The organism is Glutamicibacter sp. Je.9.36 (genome assembly GCF_051129975.1).
In the GTDB taxonomy this organism is placed as follows: Bacteria; Actinomycetota; Actinomycetes; order Actinomycetales; family Micrococcaceae; genus Glutamicibacter.
On the sequence record NZ_JBCPSN010000001.1, the window covers coordinates 631,514 to 652,020 of the forward strand.

The following is a 20,507-nucleotide window of genomic DNA, read 5'->3' on the forward strand; positions in this document are numbered from 1 at the left end:
GTGAAGACCCTCTCCTCCCACTTGAACCCCGAGCAGTTCGAGCGCAACACCGCCGACCAGGCACCGCTGCTGGCCGAACTGCACGAACGGCTCGAACGCGCTGCGCGCGGCGGCTCCGAGAAGTCCCGGCAGCGCCATGTGGATCGCGGCAAGCTGCTGCCCCGCGAACGCGTAGACGCGCTGCTGGACGACGGCTCGCCCTTCCTGGAGATCGCGCCGCTGGCCGCCGAGGACATGTATGACGGCGCCAGCCCCGGCGCCGGAATGATCGCCGGCATCGGCCTGGTGCACGGCCGCCACGTGCTGGTCATCGCCAACGACGCCACCGTCAAGGGCGGCACCTACTTCCCGATGACGGTCAAGAAGCACCTGCGCGCCCAGGAAATCGCGCTGGAGAACAACCTGCCCTGCATCTACCTGGTGGATTCGGGCGGGGCGTTCCTGCCCATGCAGGACGAGGTCTTCCCGGACCGCGAGCACTTCGGGCGCATTTTCTACAACCAGGCGCAGCTCTCCGCGAAGAAGATCCCGCAGCTGGCCGCGGTGCTCGGTTCCTGCACCGCCGGCGGCGCCTACGTTCCGGCGATGAGCGACGAGACGGTCATCGTGCGCAACCAGGGCACCATTTTCCTGGGCGGACCGCCGCTGGTGAAGGCCGCCATCGGGGAGATCGTCACCGCCGAGGAGCTGGGCGGTGGCGACCTGCACGCCAAGACCTCGGGCGTGGTGGACCACCTGGCCGAGAACGACGAGCATGCGCTGATGATCATCCGCGACATCGTCTCCACCCTGCCGGCCAACCCGGCCCCCGCCTGGACTATCGAAACCCAAGTGGCCGAGCCGCTCTACCCGGGCAGCGAACTGGCCGGGGTGGTGCCGGTGGATGTCAACGCGCCCTACGACGTGCACGAGGTCATCGCCCGCATCGTCGATGCCAGCGAGTTCCACGAGTTCAAAGCCGACTACGGCACCACCCTGGTCACCGGCTTCGCGCAGATCCACGGGCACCGGGTAGGCATCATCGCCAACAACGGCGTGCTGTTCTCCGAGTCCGCGATGAAGGGCGCGCACTTCATCGAGCTGTGCGACCAGCGCGGCATCCCGCTGCTCTTCTTGCAGAACCTCGCCGGATTCATGGTGGGCCGCGACTACGAGGCGGACGGCATCGCCAAGCACGGGGCCAAGATGGTCACCGCCGTGGCCACCGCCCGGGTGCCCAAGCTGACGGTGGTCATCGGCGGCTCCTTCGGCGCCGGGAACTACTCGATGTGCGGGCGGGCCTACTCCCCGCGCTTCTTGTGGATGTGGCCGGCCGCGCGCATCTCGGTGATGGGCGGCAACCAGGCCGCCTCGGTGCTCTCCACGGTCAAGCGCGACGGGATCGAGGCGGGCGGCGGCAGCTGGAGCGCCGAGGAGGAGGAATCGTTCAAGGCCCCGATCCGCGAGCAGTACGAAACCCAGGGAAACCCCTACTATTCCACCGCCAGATTATGGGACGACGGGGTCATCGACCCGGCAGATACCCGCCGGGTGCTCGGCCTGGCCCTGGATGTCTGCGCCCGCCAGCCGCTGCCGGAGACCAGCTTCGGCCTCTTCCGGATGTAGCACGAGGAAAACACCATGACTACCAAGCTCTTTGACACCGTCCTGATCGCCAACCGCGGAGAAATCGCGGTGCGCATCATCCGCACCCTGCGGGCGCTGGGCATCGAATCGGTCGCCGTCTACTCCGATGCCGATGCCGGGGCGCTGCATGTGTCCGAAGCCGATCGCGCGGTGCGCATCGGAGCGGCTGCGGCCAATGAAAGCTACCTGGATATCGACGCGGTGATCGCCGCTTGCCGGCACACCGGTGCCCAGGCGGTGCACCCGGGCTACGGGTTCCTCTCCGAGAACGTGGACTTCGCCCGTGCGCTGGAGGCAGCCGGCATCACCTTCATCGGCCCGCCGGTGAACTCCATCAATCTCATGGGCGACAAGATCCGCTCCAAGAACCATGTCCTCTCCCACCAGGTGCCGGTGGTTCCCGGCATCGCCGAACCCGGCCTGGGCGATCAGCAGCTGCTCGCCGCTGCCGCGGACGTCGGCTTCCCGCTGCTGATCAAGCCTTCGGCCGGCGGCGGCGGCAAGGGCATGTTCGCCGTGGAATCCGCCGCAGAACTGCCCGAAGCGCTGGCCAGCGCCCGGCGCACCGCGCGCAATGCCTTCGGCGATGACACCCTGTTCCTCGAGCGGCTGGTGCGCAATCCACGCCATATCGAGGTGCAGATCCTGGCCGATGCGCACGGGAACACCGTGCACCTGGGCGAACGCGAATGCTCCTTGCAGCGCCGCCACCAGAAGGTCATCGAGGAAGCCCCCGCGCCGCTGTTCGAGAACCTGGAGCACGGCGCGGCGATCCGCGAGCGCATTGGCGCCGCCGCGGTGGCCGCTGCGCAATCGGTGGGCTACGTCGGCGCCGGAACCGTCGAGTTCCTGGTGAGCGACCAGAACCCCGACGAATTCTTCTTCATGGAAATGAACACCCGCTTGCAGGTGGAGCACCCGGTCACCGAGGAAGTCGTGCGGGTGAACGGCGCAAAGCTGGATCTGGTGCAGTGGCAGGTGCGCATCGCGGCCGGACACGCACTGGATTTCACCCAGGACCAGGTGGCATTGGAAGGCCATGCCATCGAGGCCCGGCTCTACGCCGAAGACCCGTCCTCCGGCTTCCTGCCCTCGGTGGGCACCGTGCTGCACGTGCGCGAGCCGGAGAATGTCCGGGTGGATTCCTCGCTGCGCGACGGCCTGGAGATCAGCGCCCACTACGATCCGATGCTTTCCAAGCTCATCGCCTGGGGCCCGGATCGCACCGAGGCGCTGGACCGCTTGGATAAGGCACTGGCCGGCACCGTGGTGCTGGGCGTGCTGACCAACAGCGAATACCTGCGGCTGCTGCTGGCCGACGAGGATGTGGCCGCCGGGGCCCTGGACACCAACCTGATCGAGCGGAAGATGGACCAGTTCGACTTCCGCCAGGTCGGGGCCCGCGAACTGGCACTGGCAGCGCATCTGGAGGATCGGCGCATTCCAGCCGCGAATACCCCGTGGGGCCTGCGCGATGGTTGGCGGGCCCAGCATCGCCGGGCCAGCATCGGGCACTTCGACGTCGAGGCCGCCGAGGGCAGGACCGCATTGCTCAGGGATCCCGATTCGAGCCGGGTGCGCGTGGGCGCCGAAGAATTCACCGTGCGGCAGGAACCGGATGGAACCCTGTCCGTCAACGGCCAGCGCACAGCACTACAGCACGCCTTCGCCGCAGATGGCACACTGTGGCTGTGCGAGGAAGGCTGGACCGCGGCGGTGCGCAAGCTGCCCCGCGAAGAAGTCCTCGAACGCCAGCTGGCCACCATCGCCAAGCAATCCGGGACCTTCTCCCCGCATGTCCTCTCGCCCATGCCCGGCACCGTGATCAACGTGCAGGCGGCCGATGGCGATGCGGTCGCCGAAGGCCAACTGCTGCTGAGCATCGAAGCGATGAAGATGGAGCACCAGCTCTTCTCCCCCGCGGACGGCATCGTGCGCATGACCGGGTTGAAGACCGGGGATCTGGTCAAGGCCAAGCAGGTCGTGGCCACCGTGGAAGCAGCGCAGCCAACCGAAGCACAGCATCAGGAGCAGGACGCATGAGCGAGCAAACCCCCAAACGTGTCGAGCAGCGCGGCCTCTACTTCGATGAGCTGCAGCTGGGGGCCACCTACGCGCACAAGCCCGGGCGCACCCTGACCGAAGCGGATAACGTCGCGTTCACGACGATGACCATGAACAACCAGGGCCTGCACCTTGACGCGGCGTGGGCTTCCACCCAGCCCTTCGGCAAGCCGCTGGTCAACTCCCTGCTCACCCTGAGCACCATGATTGGGCAGTCGGTGGGACAGTTGACCGAGGGCACCATCGTGGGGCAGCTGGGCATCAATGACGTGCGCTTCCCGCACCCGATGTTCCACGGCGATACCCTCTACACCGAAACCGAGATCACCGCACTGCGCGAATCGAAGTCCCGCCCCGGGCAGGGCCTGGCATCCATGACTCACACCGGCCGCAACCAGCACGGCGACATCGTGGCCACCGCCACCCGCACCTGCCTGATGTGGACCCAGCAGGCGCACCAGGATTCGTTGCAGGCCAAGGGAGGAAAAGCTGATGACTGAGTTCCTGATGGGTCCTTCCCTGCTGTTCTGCCCGGCCGACCAGCCCGAGCGCTACGCCAAGGCGGCGCAGCGTGCCGATGCGGTCATCATCGATCTGGAAGACGCTGTGGCTGCCGGGAACAAGGAAGCGGCCCGCCGCGCCTTGCTGGATACGCCGCTGGATCCCGAGCGGGTCATTGTGCGCGTGAACCCGGTCGATAGCGAGCACTTCGCCAAGGACCTGGCAGCGCTGGGGCAAACGGCCTACCGCACCGTGATGCTGCCCAAGTGCGAATCGGCGGCGCAGCCAGCGGCGCTGGCAGGCTACGACGTGCTGGCGCTATGCGAAACCGCCAAGGGCATCACCAATGCCTCGGACATTGCCGGGGCGCAGAATGTCGTCGCGCTGATGTGGGGCGCCGAAGACCTGATCGCCTCGCTCGGCGGCACATCCTCGCGCGGCCACGATGGCAGCTACCGCGAGGTGGCACGGTTCGCGCGGTCGCAGGTGCTGCTGCATGCGGTGGCCAACGGCAAGGCCGCAATTGATTCCGTGTACCTCGATATTCCAGATCTCAAAGGCCTGGGCGAGGAGTCCCGCGATGCCAAGGCCTCGGGATTCGCCGCGAAAGCCTCGATCCACCCGAACCAGATGCCGGTCATTCGCGAGGCGTTCGCACCGACCGAAGCAGAACGGGATCGGGCCCGGCGGATCCTCGACGCCGCAGAGGCGAATCCCGGAGTTTTCGCTTTCGAAGGGCAGATGGTCGATGAGCCGCTGCTGCGCCAGGCCCGGGCCACCTTGGGCAGATAAGCTGTTTCCCGCCATGGGCTACAGTGTGTAGCAATGACCGCCGACAGCTGGCCAACGGAGGTTCAAATGCCTGTCGTGAAGAAACCCGGAGCCGATACCCTGGTGTATTTCTGGTTTGCGGTGGGGCTGGCCGTGCTCGGCATGGTCATCCAGCAAATCGGCGCCGTCATGATGCTCAACGGCTCGCTGGAGCTGAACGTCCTTGAAGTGACCACGCTTCACCTGGTCGCCTGGGGCTGCTATGCCGGATCGGCCATCTTCACCATCGTGGTCATGCACAAGGCCCTGGCCATGCTGATTTATCTCGTGCACCACCGTCGTCCGCTGCCGCCACGCAGGATGCCGGTGATCCGCGATGCCCCGGTGACGGCCCAAACCGCCGAGGCAGCCGCAACAGGCCAAGCCCCCGCTGCCCCATCGGCCATGGCCGATCCGCTGGACCAGGACGAACCGCCTTCCGGGGCCAAGCTAAAAACCTTTCCGCGGCAGGCGCTGGGTGCAGTGCAGCCGCAGGACCGGCACCCTCGCAGCCGGCGCCAGAACCCCAGCAACGGCAACGACCCCGCATAGCGAATAAGCAGAGCCGATCAGGCGCAAAAACTGAGTCTGCCGCGCTTCGCCATGCACAGCTAATCCCGGCGAGGCAAGGCGCTCCACCTGTTTCGGACATCAATATTTGTTCTTCGCACGTCACGAACTCCAACGCCTGTTAGCACCGGTGCAATGCTTAAAGCAACACCCAGAAGGAGCATGCGATTGAACTCCCCGAAGCCATTGCGGATCCATCGAGCCTGGCTGGTCGCCATCGTGACCACGCTGGCGCTAGTCGCCACGGCGGCGTTCCGCTCGACCACCGGCGCGTTCTTTGAACCACTTGAATCCGAATTCGGCTGGCTCCGCTCCCAGTTATCGACCGCGGTGACCATCAACCTGGTGGTCTACGGCCTGGCAGCTCCTTTCGCCGCGACTTTGCTGGAACGGTATTCCATGCGCAAGGTGGCTGCCATCGCTCTGGCATTGGTGGCCTCCGGAGCCGGATTGTCCGTGTTCATCAGCCAGATCTGGCAGTTGTGGGCGCTCTGGGGTGTGCTGGTTGGACTGGGCACCGGGGCGATGGCGTTGGTTTTCGGTTCTGTGGTTGCCAACCGCTGGTTCTGCGAACGGCGCGGCCTGGTGATGGGCATCTTCTCTGGCGCGAATGCCGCCGGCCAGCTGGTGTTCCTGCCAAGCATTGTACTGATCATCGAGCAGTACTCATGGAGGGCCGCGGCTCTGGTTGTTGCGGTCTTCGCGGTGCTGATCATCCCGTTGCTGCGCTGGCCCTTCGCCAATTCCCCTGCCGAAGCCGGTGTACTGCCTTACGGCGGGGCCGGAGCTGCAGCCGCGCCGGCATCCGGAACGCAGCAGGGTTCGATGGCTGCCGCGACTCTCAAGGCCCTGTTCGCGGCCTCACGCTACCCGGCATTCTGGGTCTTGGCGATGACCTTCTGGATCTGCGGATGGTCTACCAACGGACTGGTGCAGACGCACTTCATCCCTGCGGCGCACGACCATGGCATGCCGGCAACGACCGCTTCCGGGTTGCTGGCGCTGGTTGGCATTTTCGATATCCTCGGCACGGTGTTCTCCGGGTGGCTGACCGACCGTGTACGCCCGTGGCTGCTGCTTGCGGTGTACTACGCGTTGCGCGGACTGTCCCTGATGTTCCTGCACTCGCTGATGGGTCCAACCGTCGAGCCGCTGATGTGGATCTTCATTGTCTTCTACGGTTTGGACTGGGTGGCCACCGTGCCTCCTACCGTGGTGCTCTGCCGCCAGTACTTCGGTCCGGTTAGAGCCACCGTGGTCTTCGGCTGGGTCTTCGCCTTCCACATGATCGGCGCAGGCGCCGGCTCGCTGACCGCAGGGCTGTCGCGGGAAACCACCGGCAGCTACCTGGCCGCGTGGATTACCGCTGCGGTGCTGTGCCTTGCGGCAGCCGTCAGCCTGCTGTTCTTGCCGCGCATGCGCAAAGCCTACGAGCATCCTCAGCTCGAGAAAGTTGGGGTGTAGCCCGAATCAGCACCAGCAGCTCTCACGGCTTAACGGAAAACCTCGCAGAACAGATCATTGCTGATCGCTCTGCGAGGTTTTGCTTTTCGTGCTTAGACGAGCGCTACGTCCTTGGAAGGAACGTGGAGCTCCTTGTTGCCGTAGTGCACCGAGAAGAACCAGCCGATACCGGTCACGATATGGATCAGGGACAGGCCCACAGCGGTAGCGGCATCTGCTGCGTTCATGATCGGGAAAACGATCGAGACTACCGCGATGAGCAAGCCAGCCCACTGCGCGATCTTGCAAATGCCCTTGTTTGCCCGTCCGATCAGGAAGACCACCAGGCCGAAGAACAGAATCGGGATCAACGTGAACTGCAACAGGTGGTCAAAGGCGACAACATCAGTTGAATTAGGACCAATCCGGCGGGATGCCCCAGCGGCGCCAGACAGGAAGAAAATGATGACATTCAGGTAGCTGGTACCCAGCGCACCGATAATCACCTGAATGAAATTGAATGGGCTATTGGGTTGTCCCTGAGACGTCATGGCACTCCTAGAATTGTTGATAGTTCACAACTATTCTATTCCCGAGTGCCTGTGCCACGGCTCTCAGGAGCCCGTGAGAACCGCGACACTTAGCAGGGCTATAGGTTTTCCAGGGCCGCGATCTCGTTGAACTTCCTATTCGAGTAGTTCACCGCGATATACCAAGACGCTGCAACAACCAGGTGCATAATCGCCAGGGTCAGCGCGGTCCCCCAGTCCTCGGCGAAGAACCACTGCACCACCGCTGAGGTCAAGACGGCGGCAACGCCGACCCACTGGGCGATGCGGCAGAAGCCCGGCTTGGCCCGGCCGATCAAGAAGGTCAGGAAGCCGAGAATGAGAATGGGCAGGGCAGTGAATCGCACGATGTGGATGAAATCCAGGTTCCGGAATAAGCCGCCGGAGTACTCCATGGATGCGCCGATAACCCTGGCAACAAAATAGGCCAAGGTGCTAAGCCCCATGGCTCCGAAAGCCGCAATAACCACCTGGGCGAAATTGAACGGCATCTTGAATCTAGCGTCAGCCTGCATCGCGAATCATCCCCTTTTACAGCGAATTCGAGCTGGACCGGTATTTTCACTGTACGCGCATTCCCGCCCGTTGGACCCCGAACTCCGGAACATTCAAGATCGGGCCCCGCATTAGCCGCTGGCGGTTTCCGCTGGCCTCCCGCGCCATGGCCCGGACCGCGACAGGGTGACGCCCCTCGGCAACACAAGCCGTTGCAGCCGCGGGCACCCTTCGTCGCTTCACTTGGCCATTTTCCGGTCCACAACCGGGAAACCGGAGTAGACTGGAATTGGATCTAACTTCCGTAGAAATGCCGTCATCGGAAGCACTTCCTACCGGCGTAGAGCTTTTGTGCCCTCCTCATTGCCGAGGACGGCGTTCAGATTAACGCAGCAGTGTTGAACCGGGATCTTTATCGAGGCGGCTCGAATTAACTGCCCGCTTCCTTGCGCTTCTCCCATTTGCCCGATAAGGGTTGCCCGCCAGGAACGAATCACAGTTTTGCTCCAGCAGCCCACAGACCGGTTCGGTCCGCTAGTGGCGAATCATGCAACCAGCACAGCCGGACACCACCTTTGAAGCCGACAGTGCAAAACGGCAGTACGCGCACAACTGCCGCGGTCCCCGCGATGCCCAACTCAAGAAATGGTACGGCGTTTCCCGTGGAACCGGCCTTGAACTGCAGCACCGAGGGCAGAGCACGGCAATAAAAACGACTATGCAGCAACGGAGGGAATGTCATGGACAAGCCGAACAGCTGTCCGAGGTGCTACAGAAATACCTTGGTTGAAACAGAAACCCGTCGATTCGTCGATGATCAAAACCAGCTCAAGAGATGGGACAACGAAGGCGGCCACGAAGCTGGCCAGCGCCAGGACATGCTGGTAACGATGCGTGAAGTGCTCTGGACCTGCACCTCATGCGGATGGCGCAAGGTTGCCTACAGTTCGCAAGAACCACTACAGGGACCAGAGCGCCGCGTGGACATCTTGCCTGCTACGGGCCAAGCAACCCTACGGCAAGCCTAGCTGAGCTGGCGCCAGGCGCTGCTGCCCACGGCAGAGCACCCTGGTCGCCGGCATGGAACGGACATGGAAAGGAAAAGCCATGATGGACTTCTCCCGCACTCTTGGCAAGAAGCACCAGCCGCTGAAGATAGGCCCGGTGCTCATGAACTCTCTGCCGGGAACTTTGCTCAGCGACAAGGCGCCCGGCGCGTACCGGGTTGCCGCCGTTTTCAACCGCCAGCCCGAAGCCGAAGAAACAGAGTTCTTGACCAGCGATTTCATGCGCGGGCAACTCGATGCCGCCGGCTACCCTGATGCAGTACTGAGTGCAGCTAACCGAAGATTGGAAATTTCCAATACCTCTCTGGAACAACTGCGCGACGGATTGGCAGCATTAATTGCCCAAGAGCTGGCTCGCGCCGGAAAGAAGTTCGCGGCTGATAGGGACGAAAGAAATTCCCAGTTCAGGAAGGAGATCGATGCGGAGTCACAACGATATGCGGCGGTGCAAAAGCTCGCGGAATCGGTAGCATTTGGTTCCGCGGAGATTCGAGAGCCCCATGAGCCTTGATCCTTGGGATAGTCCGGGTCCCCAGCGCCGGCACAGCAATCGCGGCGCGCCTGCAACTCCTCTGGCCGCTACTTCCGCAGCCTCGTTGAACCTGCGCCTAGCGTGCGCCTGGCACTAGACGCCGAGCACAAGGATGACCGCGCAAGCACCCAATGCCAGCAGTACCGCTGTCGTCAGCAGTACAGCCAGAACATCCGCGCTGACCCGTTCGGCCTTCACGCCTTGCGCCATTTTCCGGTACCGGGCACGCTGCGAGAGCAGAATCCCGAATGCCATCGATGACGACACCGCGATCAGCAGGATCATGCCCATCCCGTAGTGCGGCAACCAGCGCAGGAAGACAGCGGAAACCACGAGAAATGAAACCATTGTCCGGTTCCACGCGAACACGGTGCGCTCGGGCTGCAGTCCCGGATCGCTGATCCCGACGGGTTCTTTCATCACGAGCCGAGGGACCAGAAAATCATGGCGATCGCAGCCAGTGAGGCCACCACCGCGCCGAAGGCCAGCAGCGGGACAATGGCGGGAATCGGCAACGGCCGGCCGGTGCGCATGCTGCGTTCCACGCGGACCCAGCGCACGGCTGCACCGGCGGCAATCAGGATGCCGACACCGATCACCAGCACCGCCAACCAGGTGCGCAAGGGCGAAGGGAAGGCCTCGGCTGCGAAGGCCTCCAGTGCGGTACCGCCTGCGAGGAATGCCAATGAAGTGCGGATCCAGGCCAAGAAGGTGCGCTCGTTGGCCAGCGTGAAGCGCGGGTCAGGCTCACTGCCCTGCGGCAATAGCCAGCGTGAAAGCCGGCTGCGATCTTGCTCGGACATGACCCTCCTTAGTTTGCGTCGATGCTATGAGCATACCCAACCCATTATCGGCTAAACCTATTTAGTTGGTTGATAAAAACAGTTTTACGAATGTGATCCAGCGCATAAGAATTGAATGCAGTACCTGAACGAACGAATGGGCGCATTCCATGGCCTCCACCAATCTCAATCCCCGCGTCGTCACGCTGGGCACCGCCGGCGGACCACGCTGGTGGACCGGCGAGAACGCCGGCAAGCGCGCGGGAATTTCCACCGCCGTAGTCGTAGGCGAAAGCGTCTACCTGGTGGATGCCGGAACCGGCGTCGGCAACCAGCTGATGAAGGCCGGGTTCACCCCTGCGAACCTTCGCGGCATCTTCCTCACGCACTTGCACTCCGATCACACCATCGACCTGGCTTCGCTGGCCATCTTCGGAATGTTCACCCTGCCGGCCGGCAAGGCTCCGATTTCCATCATCGGCCCCGGCGACCGCGGCGCCCTGCCACCTGCCTCCCCGCGCGCAGTGACCGCCCCGCAGCCGGTCTTCGCGCAGAATCCGACCCCGGGCACTGCCTCGATGTTCGAGCATCTGATGCAGGCCTACGCCACGGACCTGAATGACCGCGTGATCGACGCCCTGCGCCCCTCCCCGCTGGACCACTTCATCGCCTCGGACATCGAGATTCCGGCGGGCACTGGGTACCACCCCAACGAGAACCCGACGCCGAAGGGCTTCGCGCCGTTCGAGATCTACCGCGACGAACTGGTCACGGTGACTGCAACCCTGGTCAAGCACCCGCCGATCGCTCCGGCCTTCGCCTTCCGCTTCGATACCGCAGAAGGCTCGGTGACCATTTCCGGAGACACCGCGCCCTGCCAGAACCTGGTGGCCCTGGCGAAGGATACCGACCTGCTGCTTCATGAGGCCATCGACTTCGACTGGGTGCAACGCGCCTACGGTTCGGTTGGCACCTTGGAAGCCCAGGCTTCGATGGACCACCACCGCGCCTCGCACACCTCGCCGGAGCAGGCGATCGAGATCGCGCACCAGGCCGGGGCGAGCACCCTGGCCCTGCACCATCTGGTCCCCGGAACTACGCCTTTGCAGGTCTGGGAAGCCCACGCCGCGAAATTCTCCGGCAACTACCTAGTGCCCAACGATCTGGACACGATATCCTTTTCCCGCGTCAACAGTGAAATGGCGGCAGTAAGATGAGCAGCACCCTGAATAATGGCAACGGCGTGGAGGCACAGGCGTTGGTTCCCTCGCTGAAATCCCCGCAGATGCGCCGGATCCTGGCTTCCAGCTTCATCGGCAGCGCAATCGAATTCTACGATTTCATCCTCTACGCCACGGCGGCCTCGCTGGTCTTCAACAAGGTCTTCTTCGTGGGCCTGACCCCGGGCGTAGCCATCTTCGCTTCCTTTGCCACCTTGGCCGTGGGCTATCTGGCCCGCCCGCTGGGCGGCATCGTGTTCGGCCACTTCGGCGACAAGATCGGCCGCAAGGGCGTGCTGATCACCTCGATGGCGATGATGGGCGGCGCCTCGACACTGATCGGCCTGCTTCCTCCCACCGCGCAGATCGGCATGCTGGCCCCGATCGCGCTGATCATCTTGCGCATCGTCCAGGGCCTGGCCGTGGGCGGCGAATGGGGCGGGGCCATGCTGATGGCGCTGGAGCACGCGCCCAAGGAGCGCCGCGGCTTCGCGGCGAGCTTCGCGAACATGGGCGGCCCGGCCGGCGCCGTGATGGCCACGTTGGCAGTCTCGGCCGTCTCGCTCATGCCCAATGAGCAGTTCCTGGCCTGGGGCTGGCGCATTCCGTTCCTGATCAGCATCGCGCTGGTGGGCATCGGGCTGGTCATCCGGCTGAAGGTCACCGAGTCCCCGCTGTTCCTCGCGCTGGAAAACAAGGCAGAAGAGCGCAAGACCCCCTTCATGGAGGTCATCACCAAGTACCCGAAGTCCGTCATCCGCGGAACCCTGGTGGGCATGAGCTCCTACACGGTGCAGGGCCTGATGACCGTCTGGGCCATCTCCTACGTGGTCGAGGAAGTCGGCATGGACCGCACCGCGGTGCTGAACATCAAGGCCATCGGCGCCGCATTGACCGTGGTGGGCATCTGGGTTTCATCGCGCTACTCCGACAAGCTGGGCCGCCGCCCGGTCATGATGGTCGGCATCCTCGCCGGCGCCGTGGCCGCCCTGCCGATCATGTGGATGCTGGAACTGGGCCAGCTGTGGCTGTTCGCCATCGCGCTGTTCGTGGCCAACGGCATCATCCAGGCCTTCATCTTCGGGCCGTTCGGCGCGTTCACCGCGGAGCTGTTCCCAACCCGCATCCGCTACACCGGCGCTTCGCTGGTCTACCAGCTCTCCTCCACCGTGGGCGCAGGCTTCACCCCGATGATCGTTGCAGGCCTGGTGCTGCTGGGCGGCGGATCACTGTGGATCGCCGGAGCCGTTTGGGCCGCCGCGTTCATCGTCGCCGCCCTGGCCATGCGCGGCATCAAGGAAGGCCGCGACGCCGACCTCGAGGCCGAGGAAATGAGCCACTAGCCCTCGCTGCCCGGACGGCAAGGCCGGTTGGAACCTGCGGGTTCTAACCGGCCTTGCGCTCTTTCTCGGCTCCGGCTTCCTCGCAGAAATCCAAGAACGCGCGCAGCCGCAAGCTAGGGCGGTCCGAGGCGGTGTAGGCCACGCAAATATCGCTCACGCCAACCTCACCCTCGATCTCCAATACCGACAGCGGCAAGCCGTCGTAGCTCAGGTTGACCGGCGGGCGCTGCACCAGAACGGTATAGCCCAAACCCCGAGCCACCATCCCGCGCACCGCCTCGAAGCTCTGCGAACTCCACCGCACCTTGGGGTCCAAGCCCGACATGCGGAGATTCACCAGCTGGTTATCGCGCACCGTGGGAATGTCCAGGGAGACGAAGTCGTCATCGGCCAGTTCGCTCAAGGCGACGGAGGTGCGGTCGGCCAGCCGGTGATTGCCTCCCACCAGCACATAGGGCCGGCCAGACATCACCGTGCGAGAAGAGACCTGCGGCAGCAGGTGGCGGGTATGGGTGAGCACCGCATCCAGATGGCCCTTGAGCATGCGCTCCTGCAGGTCGGCCCCATCCCCCTCCACGAGGGTGACCTGCAAATCCGGGTGCACATTGGTGAAGCGTTCGCAGATCACCGGGATCCAGAAAGCGGCCAGCGAGGAATAGCAGCCGATCACCAAAGGGCCGGAGAGCTTGGTCTGGCGTTCGACAATCTGGTCCTGCACTTCTTCGGCATGGCGCACCAGGGCCCGCGAGTCCAGCAGGAAGTCCGTGCCGACAGCCGTCAGCACCACGCCGCGGGCACGTCTGCGCACCAGCAGCTGCGAGCCGACGGCGCGTTCCAGCTCGTCCATGGACTGGGACATGGCTGCCTGGGAAATATGGCACTGCTTCGCCGCGGCGGAGATGGAGCCGAGTTCAGCGACGGCGACGAAGTACTGCAGCTGGCGCAGGGTGTAGTTGATCACCCGCCCAGTCTAGCCAGCGGGCAGCGGACCATTACCGTTCGTAAAGTCGTCCGGTTTTACTGACCCTCGCCAGATCCCGCTGGCTGACCCTAGTTCTTTCGGCCAACTGACCCAGGCTGGCGCCGTGTTCCAAGGCCAGCACGATAAGCCGCTCAAGCTCAGCAACACAGCTTTGCAGTTCCGCGGTCACCTCGCCGGTTCCCCTGGCTTGCACCTGCAGCAGTGCCAGTCGCTGAACAACGGTGTCGATCGGCGTCCAGTCAAAATCGAGGACGGGAGGCTTGTGCCCGTCCTCGAAAGAAAATTGCCAACCACTCATGCGGGACATCTTCGCATTCAAGACGTTCTGCGGGCAACACTGCACGGATAAAACCTGCGGGCCCAGCATCGGCAAAGAATGCTGGACCCGCAAGATCAAGGAATCTACTTTGATGCACCAATCGCCCACACGCGCGGAAGCTCGGTGCCATTAACCGCCAGGTCGCCAATCAACCTCGCCTTGAACACCCAGGGGTTGTGGTTGCCGGCGGTACGGGCATTGCGCCAGTGCCGGTCCAGGTTCTTGGTAACGCTCGTGGCGCTGGCGGCCAGCGCATCGAAAGCGTGGGTGATTGCGTTGAGGACCAATGGCGTGAGCACCACCTGCGCCTGGGCGCTGGCCAGCTCTGCCGCATCGTTGGCTGCTTCGTCCTCTTCCCCGGTCACCTCGCCGGTGTGCAGCGCCTGCGCAGTTTCGTAGGCACCCTGCAATGCCGTCGACACTCGTTCCACCGTTGCCGCGGCAGCGAAGGCCGCCGCGGAGACCTCGCCGATCACCTGCAGCAGCTGCGGGTCTTCGGCCGCCACATTGGCCGCGGCATGGCTGAAGGTCCGCTTGCGCGCCTTCAGCTCAGCGGCGAAGTCACGCTCGGCTGCTTTGGCGGATCCGGCCAAGACAGCGAGCAGCACCTGCTGGTAGAAAGCGGTCTGGTACTTGAAACGCGTATCGAAGTCGATGAGGTCTTCTTCGGCGACAATCGCGTCGGTGAAGGTGGAGGTGCCGGTACCCGTGGTGCGCTGGCCGAAGCCATCCCAGTCATCGGCCAGCTCGACGCCGGGCTGGTGGCGGTTGACTGCGGCGATCACGCGCTTTCCGGTGTCGGTGCGCTCTGCGTAGGTATCGAGCCAGTCGGCGAAGATCGAGCCGGTGGAGTAGTACTTGGTGCCGTTGATCTTGAATCCGCCCTCGCCGTCCGGGGTGACCTTGGTGATCACGTCCCCGACCTTGACGGTGCCGACCTCGGTCCAGGAGTTGCCCACCAGTTCTCCCGCCACGAAGCGGGCCAGCCACTTGTCGCGCCCCGGGCCGGGGGCCGCAACCAGACGGTCCTCGACGAAGGCGAAGTGCGCGCGCAGCGCTTGGGCAATATTGGAATCCGCCGCCGCGAGATCCACGAAGAGCTCGAAGAGTTCGGGCAGCGTAGCACCGGCACCTCCGTGCGATTCCGGGACCCGAACCGCACCAAAGCCGGCAGCGGCCAGGTCCGCGACCTGCTGGTAGGGCAATTCGCCGGTGCGGTCGCGTTCGGCTGCGCCCTGCGCAATGCGCGCGAAGAGCGGTGCGAAGCGGTTTTTGAGTCCTGCGAGTCGATTGCCAGTTGCAATTACAGTCATCGTTCAGTCCAATCCGGGAGAAGTTTTCTTAGGTGTACAGCGAGAGCGGCTGGGATTCTCCGCGCAGGAAGTAGGCGCCGACCTCGATCTTCTTGTAGTCCACTGGGTCGTGCAGCGAATGGGTGCGCACATTGCGCCAGTACAGGTCCAGGCCCACCGAGTTCGCAGTTGAAGATGAACCGGTCACCTCGAAGATCCGGTTCGCCACATCCACTCCCACCTCAGTGGAGACCACCTTGGCTTCAGCAATTTCCACGGCCAGCGCCGCTCGCTCGGGCTGGGTGACATCCCCGGCCTTCGAGAGCAGGGCGTCGAATTTCCGGCCCAGCTTCTCGGTCAGCGCCGCCACCGCTGCGGTGCGGGCTTTGAGCTCTCCGACGGTGCGCTGGAAGATCGGGTCCTGCGAGTAGGTCTCTGCCTGCGAGAACAGCCAGGCGTTCTTGCGGCCCAGCAAGATCTGCTTGCCGCGCGCCAGCGCTCCCTGGGCGATGCCCAGGTAGAAGTTGGCGAAGGCCAGCTGGATCCCGGGGGTGAGCAGGGTGGAGACCGGTTCATCGGTGACGAATCCCAGCAAGTCCCTTGCTTCGAGCCGCACGTTGTGGAACTTCAAGGAATTCGACGCGCTCAGCCGCTGTCCCAGGTAGTCCCAGTCGTCAACGATTTCCAAGCCATCGATATCGCGTGGCAGAACCAAGGCGAGAATCTGCCCGTCGTATTCTCCGCCCTGGACCAGCGCGTTGATGACGATGACCTCGCCAACACCGGAACCCGTGGAGAATCGCTTGGCTCCATTCAGCCGGTAGCCGTCCCCTTCGGCGCTCAGCGTCAAATCCGGATCAACTGGATTCACCGAATCGCCCCAGAGCCAGCCACCTTCCACGGTGCGCTGCCACCATGCCCCTTGCGCTTCTGCCGGGGCGTAGAACGCAATGCCGGACTGGTTGATGTAGTGGTAAGCCAGCAACTGCGAGATGGATCCATCAGCTGCGGCCAGTATGCGGACCGCTTCGAAGGCCGTTTCCCAATGGGCTCCGGCTCCGCCGAATTCTGCAGGCACCAGGAGATTGAGCAACCCGGCTTCGCGCAGCAGCTGCACTTCGGCGAAAGGCTGGGCGTTCTTGCGGTCGCGGTCGAGCGCGTCAGCCGCCAGCTGGCCAGCTACTTGCTGGGCGACGTCGCGCCAATGAGCCAGTTCAGCTTCATCAGCAGTGCCGGTGTAGGGCACGCGCGGCAATTGGGTATCCAGTACAGTCATCTTCGTTCTCCTCTTGGGCTATGGATTCCGAAGGATGCAGAAAATCTGCGGATCCATCGAACCTGGCGTTAGCACTACCTGCGGAGTGCAGGCTTGCTGCGGCGTCTCGGAGCCAGGTCTCTCAGCCGCTCTGGATGGGTTGTGCTCCGAGTCAAGCATTGCTGGCAGGTCCTCGGGAAGGGCGCTGTCATGCGGAGGAACAGCAGGACAAAATACGTCATCTTCGCGCCTTCGCCCTGCCGGAAAACGGGCGGATAAGACGTCATATGACCTTCGCATGACGCAATTGGCATGCTGGAACTGGATTTCAAGAGCGTTCCCCTAGGCATCGATTGGGAACACAGCGTGGGTCAGGGAACTTCGCTGCGACCGCATAGGATGGCCATTCAAGATCAATCGGCAGAAGAGGCGGCAAGTGGATCCAGCAGGCGTGATTGCCTTCATGTTCGGGTTGCTGAGCATAACGCTGGTCGCAGCGTTCCTCGCCCCGATGGCACGGGACCGGAAGCTCGCTCGCAATACGGCGATCGGCATCAAGACCCGACACACCTTGGCCAGCGATGATGCCTGGTTCGCCGGGCATCAGCAGGCTGCGCCCCTGCTTGCCGTGGCTTCCTGGGCCGGTTGGGCGGCATTGGCCAGCGCAGCAGTTCTCTGCCTGCTGGGCCAATTCGGTTTCGCCTTCGCCGCGACCGGAGCCGGCTACCTGGCTGCCATCGCATTGCTGGTGATCTCGACTGCCACAGCGAATAAGGCCGCGCGGAGCATCCAGGCGGCAGGCCTGGGCTAATCCAGCACTGCTTAAAGAAACGGATCGCACCATCTGCCGATGGCGCGATCCGTTTCTTTCTGGAAAGCGTGCTGCTACAGCAGTACGGCTCCCAGCACCAATACTGTCAAGAACGCCGCGGTGCCCTGGATGGCGGTAGCCACGCTCAAGGTCTTGTACGCGGTAATCACCGGAATGCGGCTGAGCTGCGAGACAACCCAGAAGTAGGAGTCGTTGGCGTGCGAGACAACCATCGCACCGGCGCCAACAGCCAATACGGACAGCACCATGCCCAGCTCCGAATCCAAGCCCAGGGAGCCGAGCATCGGAGCGACCAGCGCGGAAGTGGTCACCATTGAGACGGTCGACGAGCCCTGGGCGGACTTCAGCGCAGCGGCGATCAGGAATGGCACAGCCAGGCCCAGTCCCAGCCCGCTGAGCGAATCCGAAAGAATCGTGGTCAAATCCGAAGCGGCCAGGACCGCGCCGAAGCCGGCGCCGGCACCGGTGATCAGCAAGATCGGAGCAGCGGTGCGTACAGCTTCATTCATCTGCTCATTGAAGACCGCCAGTTTGCTGCTACCGCGCAAAAGGAAGGTCGCGGAGATCAAGCCGAAGATCAGCGCAATAACCGGCGTCCCCAAGAAGGAAAGGATTTCCAGGGCAACGCCTTCGCCCATCGGGTGCGAGGGCAGCTTCGCAATGGATGCGGCGCAGATCAGTACCAGCGGGACCAGGATCGGCATGAAGGCCAGCGCCGGGCTGGGCAATTTTCCGAAGCTTGCACGCAGCTGCTCATAGTCGAGTTCGGAGATGTCGTTGTCGTCACCGCTTGGCACCGGGGTCCATTTGGACTTGTTGAAGCGGCTGGCGTAGGCCAAGCCGGCAAGGGCCGAGATGGCCGCAACGGGCAATCCGACAGCGATGATCAAGCCCAGGTTATCGGCAATGCCGATGCTTTCGGCTGCGGCCAGCGGGCCCGGAGTTGGAGGCACCATGGTGTGGGTCGCGTACAGGCCGGTCATCAGGGCGATGGAAGTTGCCAGCCCAGAGACCCCGGTACGCAGGGTGATGGCTTTGCGCAGCGAGTTGAGCACCACGTATCCCGAGTCGCAGAAGACCGGAATGGAAACGATGTAGCCGATAATCGATAGCGTCAGGTTGGGGAACCGGGTACCCAGGACCTTGATCAGCGCATCTGCCATGGAGATCGCGGCGCCGGATTTCTCCAGGATGACACCGATCATTGTTCCGAACAGGATCACCAGTCCGATATTTCCCATGGTGCTGCCGAAAGCCGTGGTGACCGTCGAAGCCACGTCGGCCAGCGGAATCCGGTAGGCGAAGGCCGCCAGGATAGCGGCGCCAACGAGGGCGAGGAATGGGCTGATCTTCAAGCGTGCTGTGACCATCACGATGGCCACAACAAGGATCAGCAGAACTAGCAGTTCGTACACGGCGGGTTGGCTCCTTTGCCAATATCGGTAGTTCAATGCGCCCAGCCCGCAATGGCTGACCGGGTGGACCAGCCCTATCGGCAAAGCCGCTCAAGGCTTTGCCCGTTGGGCTAGATGCCACCGTGCCACCCCGGGTTTCGGGCGCGAAGATCGATCATCCTGCCAATACTAGGAAAAGTGACCCCGAATACCTATGGGCACACGACCACATTTGCCTGGGTTCGAAAGAGCCAATGTGTGCAAACATCCCACCCTTCCCAGCCCCGGCGCCAGCTCCCCTCGTTTCCAGGGCCTAGAAAACATGCAGCTGGCCCAAGGCCACTCTCGCGTAGATGGCATGCTGGAGTTTCAGGGACTCGCTGGACCGCCGAATATCGACGCCGCTGACCTGGCTTATCCGCTCAAGTCTTTGCACCAAGGTATTGCGGTGAATATGCAGATCCGTGGCCGCTTGGCTCATCGAAGCAGCTGTCGCAACGACCAGCAGGGTTCTGGCTTGTTCCTCATTGAGCTGCATCGCTGGAGCAGCTGCATATTCCAGGCTGCGGGCTGGGGTGCGGGCGATAGCCACAGCAATTTCCCGGCTCCACATGCGGCGCCGCGCGTGGGATGGCACGAGTGCCGGATAGCCCACCAATACGCGCAGCACTTCGGTTTCGGCCATGAGATCCTCGGCCTTTTCGACAGGCGCGGAGACCAGGAAACGTTCCTGGTCCATGCGCTCGGGAGCGAAAGCTGGCTCGCTGGCAGCGCAAAGCCTCCAGTACGCGCCGGAAAGGCTAATCCATGACGTGCGGTGATGTTCCTTCGCCGGATCTTCGAGCGACGGATCCCCCACGCTTCGGGGCAGCCAAGCTTCAATGCATTTCGGCCCGCGCAAACCATGCGCTGCCAGCGAGCGGTCGATCACTTCAGGCGCAACGCGACCGGCGATCAGCGCAGAAATAATGTCGCGGGCTTCGGTCTCGCGCCGCGCGCTGCGAGAGTGCTCGCGTTCCTGGGCGAAGAGCAATTGAACGGTCAATGCAATCAGGCCGGCCAGCGGTTCCACCTCGTGGGGAGCTCCGGTCACGCCCACAACGCCGCAGAGCTGGTCGTTCAACACCAGCGGCACATTGACCCCTGGCTGGGTTCCGGCCGAGCCGTCGGCCTGGCTGACACGGATGATGTTGTTGCGGCGGATCGCCTCTGCGCTGCCGTCGTGGTGGGTACCGATACGCGCAGCATCCGTAGAAGCAATGATGACTCCGTGAGCATTCATGATGTTCACATTGCGGTTGATGGTCGGCGCAATCGTGTCGACGACTTTCTGCGCCAACGCGCTAGCCAGCCGGGGTTGCTCCTTTTCGCTCATGAGCTCATCCTATCGGCCCGGGACTGCGCAAAGCAG

At 63.3% G+C, this 20,507-nt stretch carries 21 protein-coding genes and 1 riboswitch; of the genes, 11 read left to right on the plus strand and 10 right to left on the minus strand.

All coding sequences use genetic code 11. From position 1 onward, the window contains the following. The 6 genes from AAZQ98_RS02950 (at position 1) to AAZQ98_RS02975 (ending at position 7,035) form a co-directional block, all read left to right on the plus strand. Complete coding sequence (locus AAZQ98_RS02950) at positions 1-1,605, plus strand: carboxyl transferase domain-containing protein (protein ID WP_434689692.1); 1,605 nt, start codon at positions 1-3, stop codon at positions 1,603-1,605. 15 nt (positions 1,606-1,620) lie between these two features. Continuing rightward, positions 1,621-3,669: a biotin carboxylase N-terminal domain-containing protein gene (locus tag AAZQ98_RS02955; RefSeq protein WP_434689694.1), complete on the plus strand. Its 2,049-nt coding sequence runs from the start codon at positions 1,621-1,623 to the stop codon at positions 3,667-3,669. Then, positions 3,666-4,190 carry a MaoC family dehydratase gene (locus AAZQ98_RS02960; RefSeq protein ID WP_434689696.1) on the plus strand — a complete coding sequence of 175 codons (525 nt, stop codon included), beginning with the start codon at positions 3,666-3,668 and terminating at the stop codon, positions 4,188-4,190. Before AAZQ98_RS02955 ends, AAZQ98_RS02960 begins: the two co-directional genes overlap by 4 nt. Further along, positions 4,183-4,983: an HpcH/HpaI aldolase/citrate lyase family protein gene (locus AAZQ98_RS02965; RefSeq protein ID WP_434689698.1), complete on the plus strand. Its 801-nt coding sequence runs from the start codon at positions 4,183-4,185 to the stop codon at positions 4,981-4,983. Before AAZQ98_RS02960 ends, AAZQ98_RS02965 begins: the two co-directional genes overlap by 8 nt. A gap of 66 nt (positions 4,984-5,049) precedes the next feature. Then, positions 5,050-5,553, plus strand: coding sequence for a hypothetical protein (locus tag AAZQ98_RS02970; protein WP_434689700.1), 504 nt, complete (start codon positions 5,050-5,052; stop codon positions 5,551-5,553). 180 nt (positions 5,554-5,733) lie between these two features. After that, entirely contained in the window at positions 5,734-7,035 is a 1,302-nt protein-coding gene (locus AAZQ98_RS02975; RefSeq protein WP_133833913.1) for an MFS transporter, read from the plus strand. 92 nt (positions 7,036-7,127) lie between these two features. Here AAZQ98_RS02975 and AAZQ98_RS02980 read toward each other — a convergent pair whose 3' ends face one another. Together AAZQ98_RS02980 and AAZQ98_RS02985 are read right to left on the minus strand one after the other, a co-directional pair. Next, on the minus strand, positions 7,128-7,565 hold the full coding sequence (locus AAZQ98_RS02980; RefSeq protein WP_105656428.1) for a DUF6069 family protein: 438 nt from the start codon (positions 7,563-7,565) through the stop codon (positions 7,128-7,130). A 98-nt stretch (positions 7,566-7,663) separates the two neighbouring features. Beyond that, on the minus strand, positions 7,664-8,074 hold the full coding sequence (locus AAZQ98_RS02985) for a DUF6069 family protein (protein ID WP_286134073.1): 411 nt from the start codon (positions 8,072-8,074) through the stop codon (positions 7,664-7,666). A gap of 786 nt (positions 8,075-8,860) precedes the next feature. Between AAZQ98_RS02985 and AAZQ98_RS02990 the strand changes: the two genes are divergently transcribed. Together AAZQ98_RS02990 and AAZQ98_RS02995 are read left to right on the plus strand one after the other, a co-directional pair. After that, positions 8,861-9,106: a hypothetical protein gene (locus AAZQ98_RS02990; protein ID WP_105656430.1), complete on the plus strand. Its 246-nt coding sequence runs from the start codon at positions 8,861-8,863 to the stop codon at positions 9,104-9,106. Between the two features lie 79 nt (positions 9,107-9,185). Continuing rightward, a complete protein-coding gene (locus AAZQ98_RS02995) occupies positions 9,186-9,656 on the plus strand; it encodes a hypothetical protein (RefSeq protein WP_434689704.1) in 471 nt (156 codons plus the stop codon). Positions 9,657-9,770: 114 nt separating this feature from the next. Here AAZQ98_RS02995 and AAZQ98_RS03000 read toward each other — a convergent pair whose 3' ends face one another. Both AAZQ98_RS03000 and AAZQ98_RS03005 read right to left on the minus strand, forming a co-directional pair. Next, positions 9,771-10,097, minus strand: coding sequence for a DUF202 domain-containing protein (locus AAZQ98_RS03000; protein ID WP_434690106.1), 327 nt, complete (start codon positions 10,095-10,097; stop codon positions 9,771-9,773). After that, positions 10,097-10,480, minus strand: a complete 384-nt coding sequence (locus tag AAZQ98_RS03005) for a YidH family protein (RefSeq protein WP_434689706.1) — start codon at positions 10,478-10,480, stop codon at positions 10,097-10,099. The genes AAZQ98_RS03000 and AAZQ98_RS03005 overlap by 1 nt, the downstream gene beginning before the upstream one ends. A gap of 149 nt (positions 10,481-10,629) precedes the next feature. On the opposite strand from AAZQ98_RS03005, the gene AAZQ98_RS03010 reads away from it, so the two are divergent. Both AAZQ98_RS03010 and AAZQ98_RS03015 read left to right on the plus strand, forming a co-directional pair. Beyond that, entirely contained in the window at positions 10,630-11,676 is a 1,047-nt protein-coding gene (locus AAZQ98_RS03010) for an MBL fold metallo-hydrolase (protein WP_434689708.1), read from the plus strand. Further along, positions 11,673-13,022: an MFS transporter gene (locus tag AAZQ98_RS03015; protein ID WP_105662301.1), complete on the plus strand. Its 1,350-nt coding sequence runs from the start codon at positions 11,673-11,675 to the stop codon at positions 13,020-13,022. The genes AAZQ98_RS03010 and AAZQ98_RS03015 overlap by 4 nt, the downstream gene beginning before the upstream one ends. A 43-nt stretch (positions 13,023-13,065) precedes the next feature. On the opposite strand, the gene AAZQ98_RS03020 is transcribed toward AAZQ98_RS03015, so the two are convergent. The 4 genes from AAZQ98_RS03020 to AAZQ98_RS03035 all read right to left on the minus strand — a co-directional run bounded on the left by AAZQ98_RS03020 (position 13,066) and on the right by AAZQ98_RS03035 (position 16,891). Beyond that, complete coding sequence (locus AAZQ98_RS03020) at positions 13,066-13,983, minus strand: LysR substrate-binding domain-containing protein (RefSeq protein ID WP_105656436.1); 918 nt, start codon at positions 13,981-13,983, stop codon at positions 13,066-13,068. Between the two features lie 31 nt (positions 13,984-14,014). Continuing rightward, positions 14,015-14,311 carry a hypothetical protein gene (locus AAZQ98_RS03025; protein ID WP_434689710.1) on the minus strand — a complete coding sequence of 99 codons (297 nt, stop codon included), beginning with the start codon at positions 14,309-14,311 and terminating at the stop codon, positions 14,015-14,017. Positions 14,312-14,406: 95 nt separating this feature from the next. Next, positions 14,407-15,636, minus strand: coding sequence for an acyl-CoA dehydrogenase family protein (locus AAZQ98_RS03030; protein ID WP_434689712.1), 1,230 nt, complete (start codon positions 15,634-15,636; stop codon positions 14,407-14,409). 28 nt (positions 15,637-15,664) lie between these two features. Beyond that, the gene (locus AAZQ98_RS03035) at positions 15,665-16,891 is read right to left on the minus strand and encodes an acyl-CoA dehydrogenase family protein (protein ID WP_434689714.1); all 1,227 of its coding nucleotides are present in this window, start codon (positions 16,889-16,891) and stop codon (positions 15,665-15,667) included. A 50-nt stretch (positions 16,892-16,941) separates the two neighbouring features. Then, positions 16,942-17,032, minus strand: a riboswitch (SAM riboswitch). A 274-nt stretch (positions 17,033-17,306) separates the two neighbouring features. Here AAZQ98_RS03035 and AAZQ98_RS03040 point away from each other — a divergent pair. Then, positions 17,307-17,681 carry an SdpI family protein gene (locus tag AAZQ98_RS03040; protein WP_434689716.1) on the plus strand — a complete coding sequence of 125 codons (375 nt, stop codon included), beginning with the start codon at positions 17,307-17,309 and terminating at the stop codon, positions 17,679-17,681. 74 nt (positions 17,682-17,755) lie between these two features. Here AAZQ98_RS03040 and AAZQ98_RS03045 read toward each other — a convergent pair whose 3' ends face one another. Together AAZQ98_RS03045 and AAZQ98_RS03050 are read right to left on the minus strand one after the other, a co-directional pair. Next, positions 17,756-19,117 (minus strand): GntP family permease, encoded by a 1,362-nt coding sequence (locus AAZQ98_RS03045; RefSeq protein ID WP_434689718.1) that lies wholly within the window; start codon positions 19,115-19,117, stop codon positions 17,756-17,758. A gap of 292 nt (positions 19,118-19,409) precedes the next feature. Next, positions 19,410-20,471 (minus strand): CdaR family transcriptional regulator, encoded by a 1,062-nt coding sequence (locus AAZQ98_RS03050; RefSeq protein ID WP_434689720.1) that lies wholly within the window; start codon positions 20,469-20,471, stop codon positions 19,410-19,412. Positions 20,472-20,507: the final 36 nt, after the last annotated feature.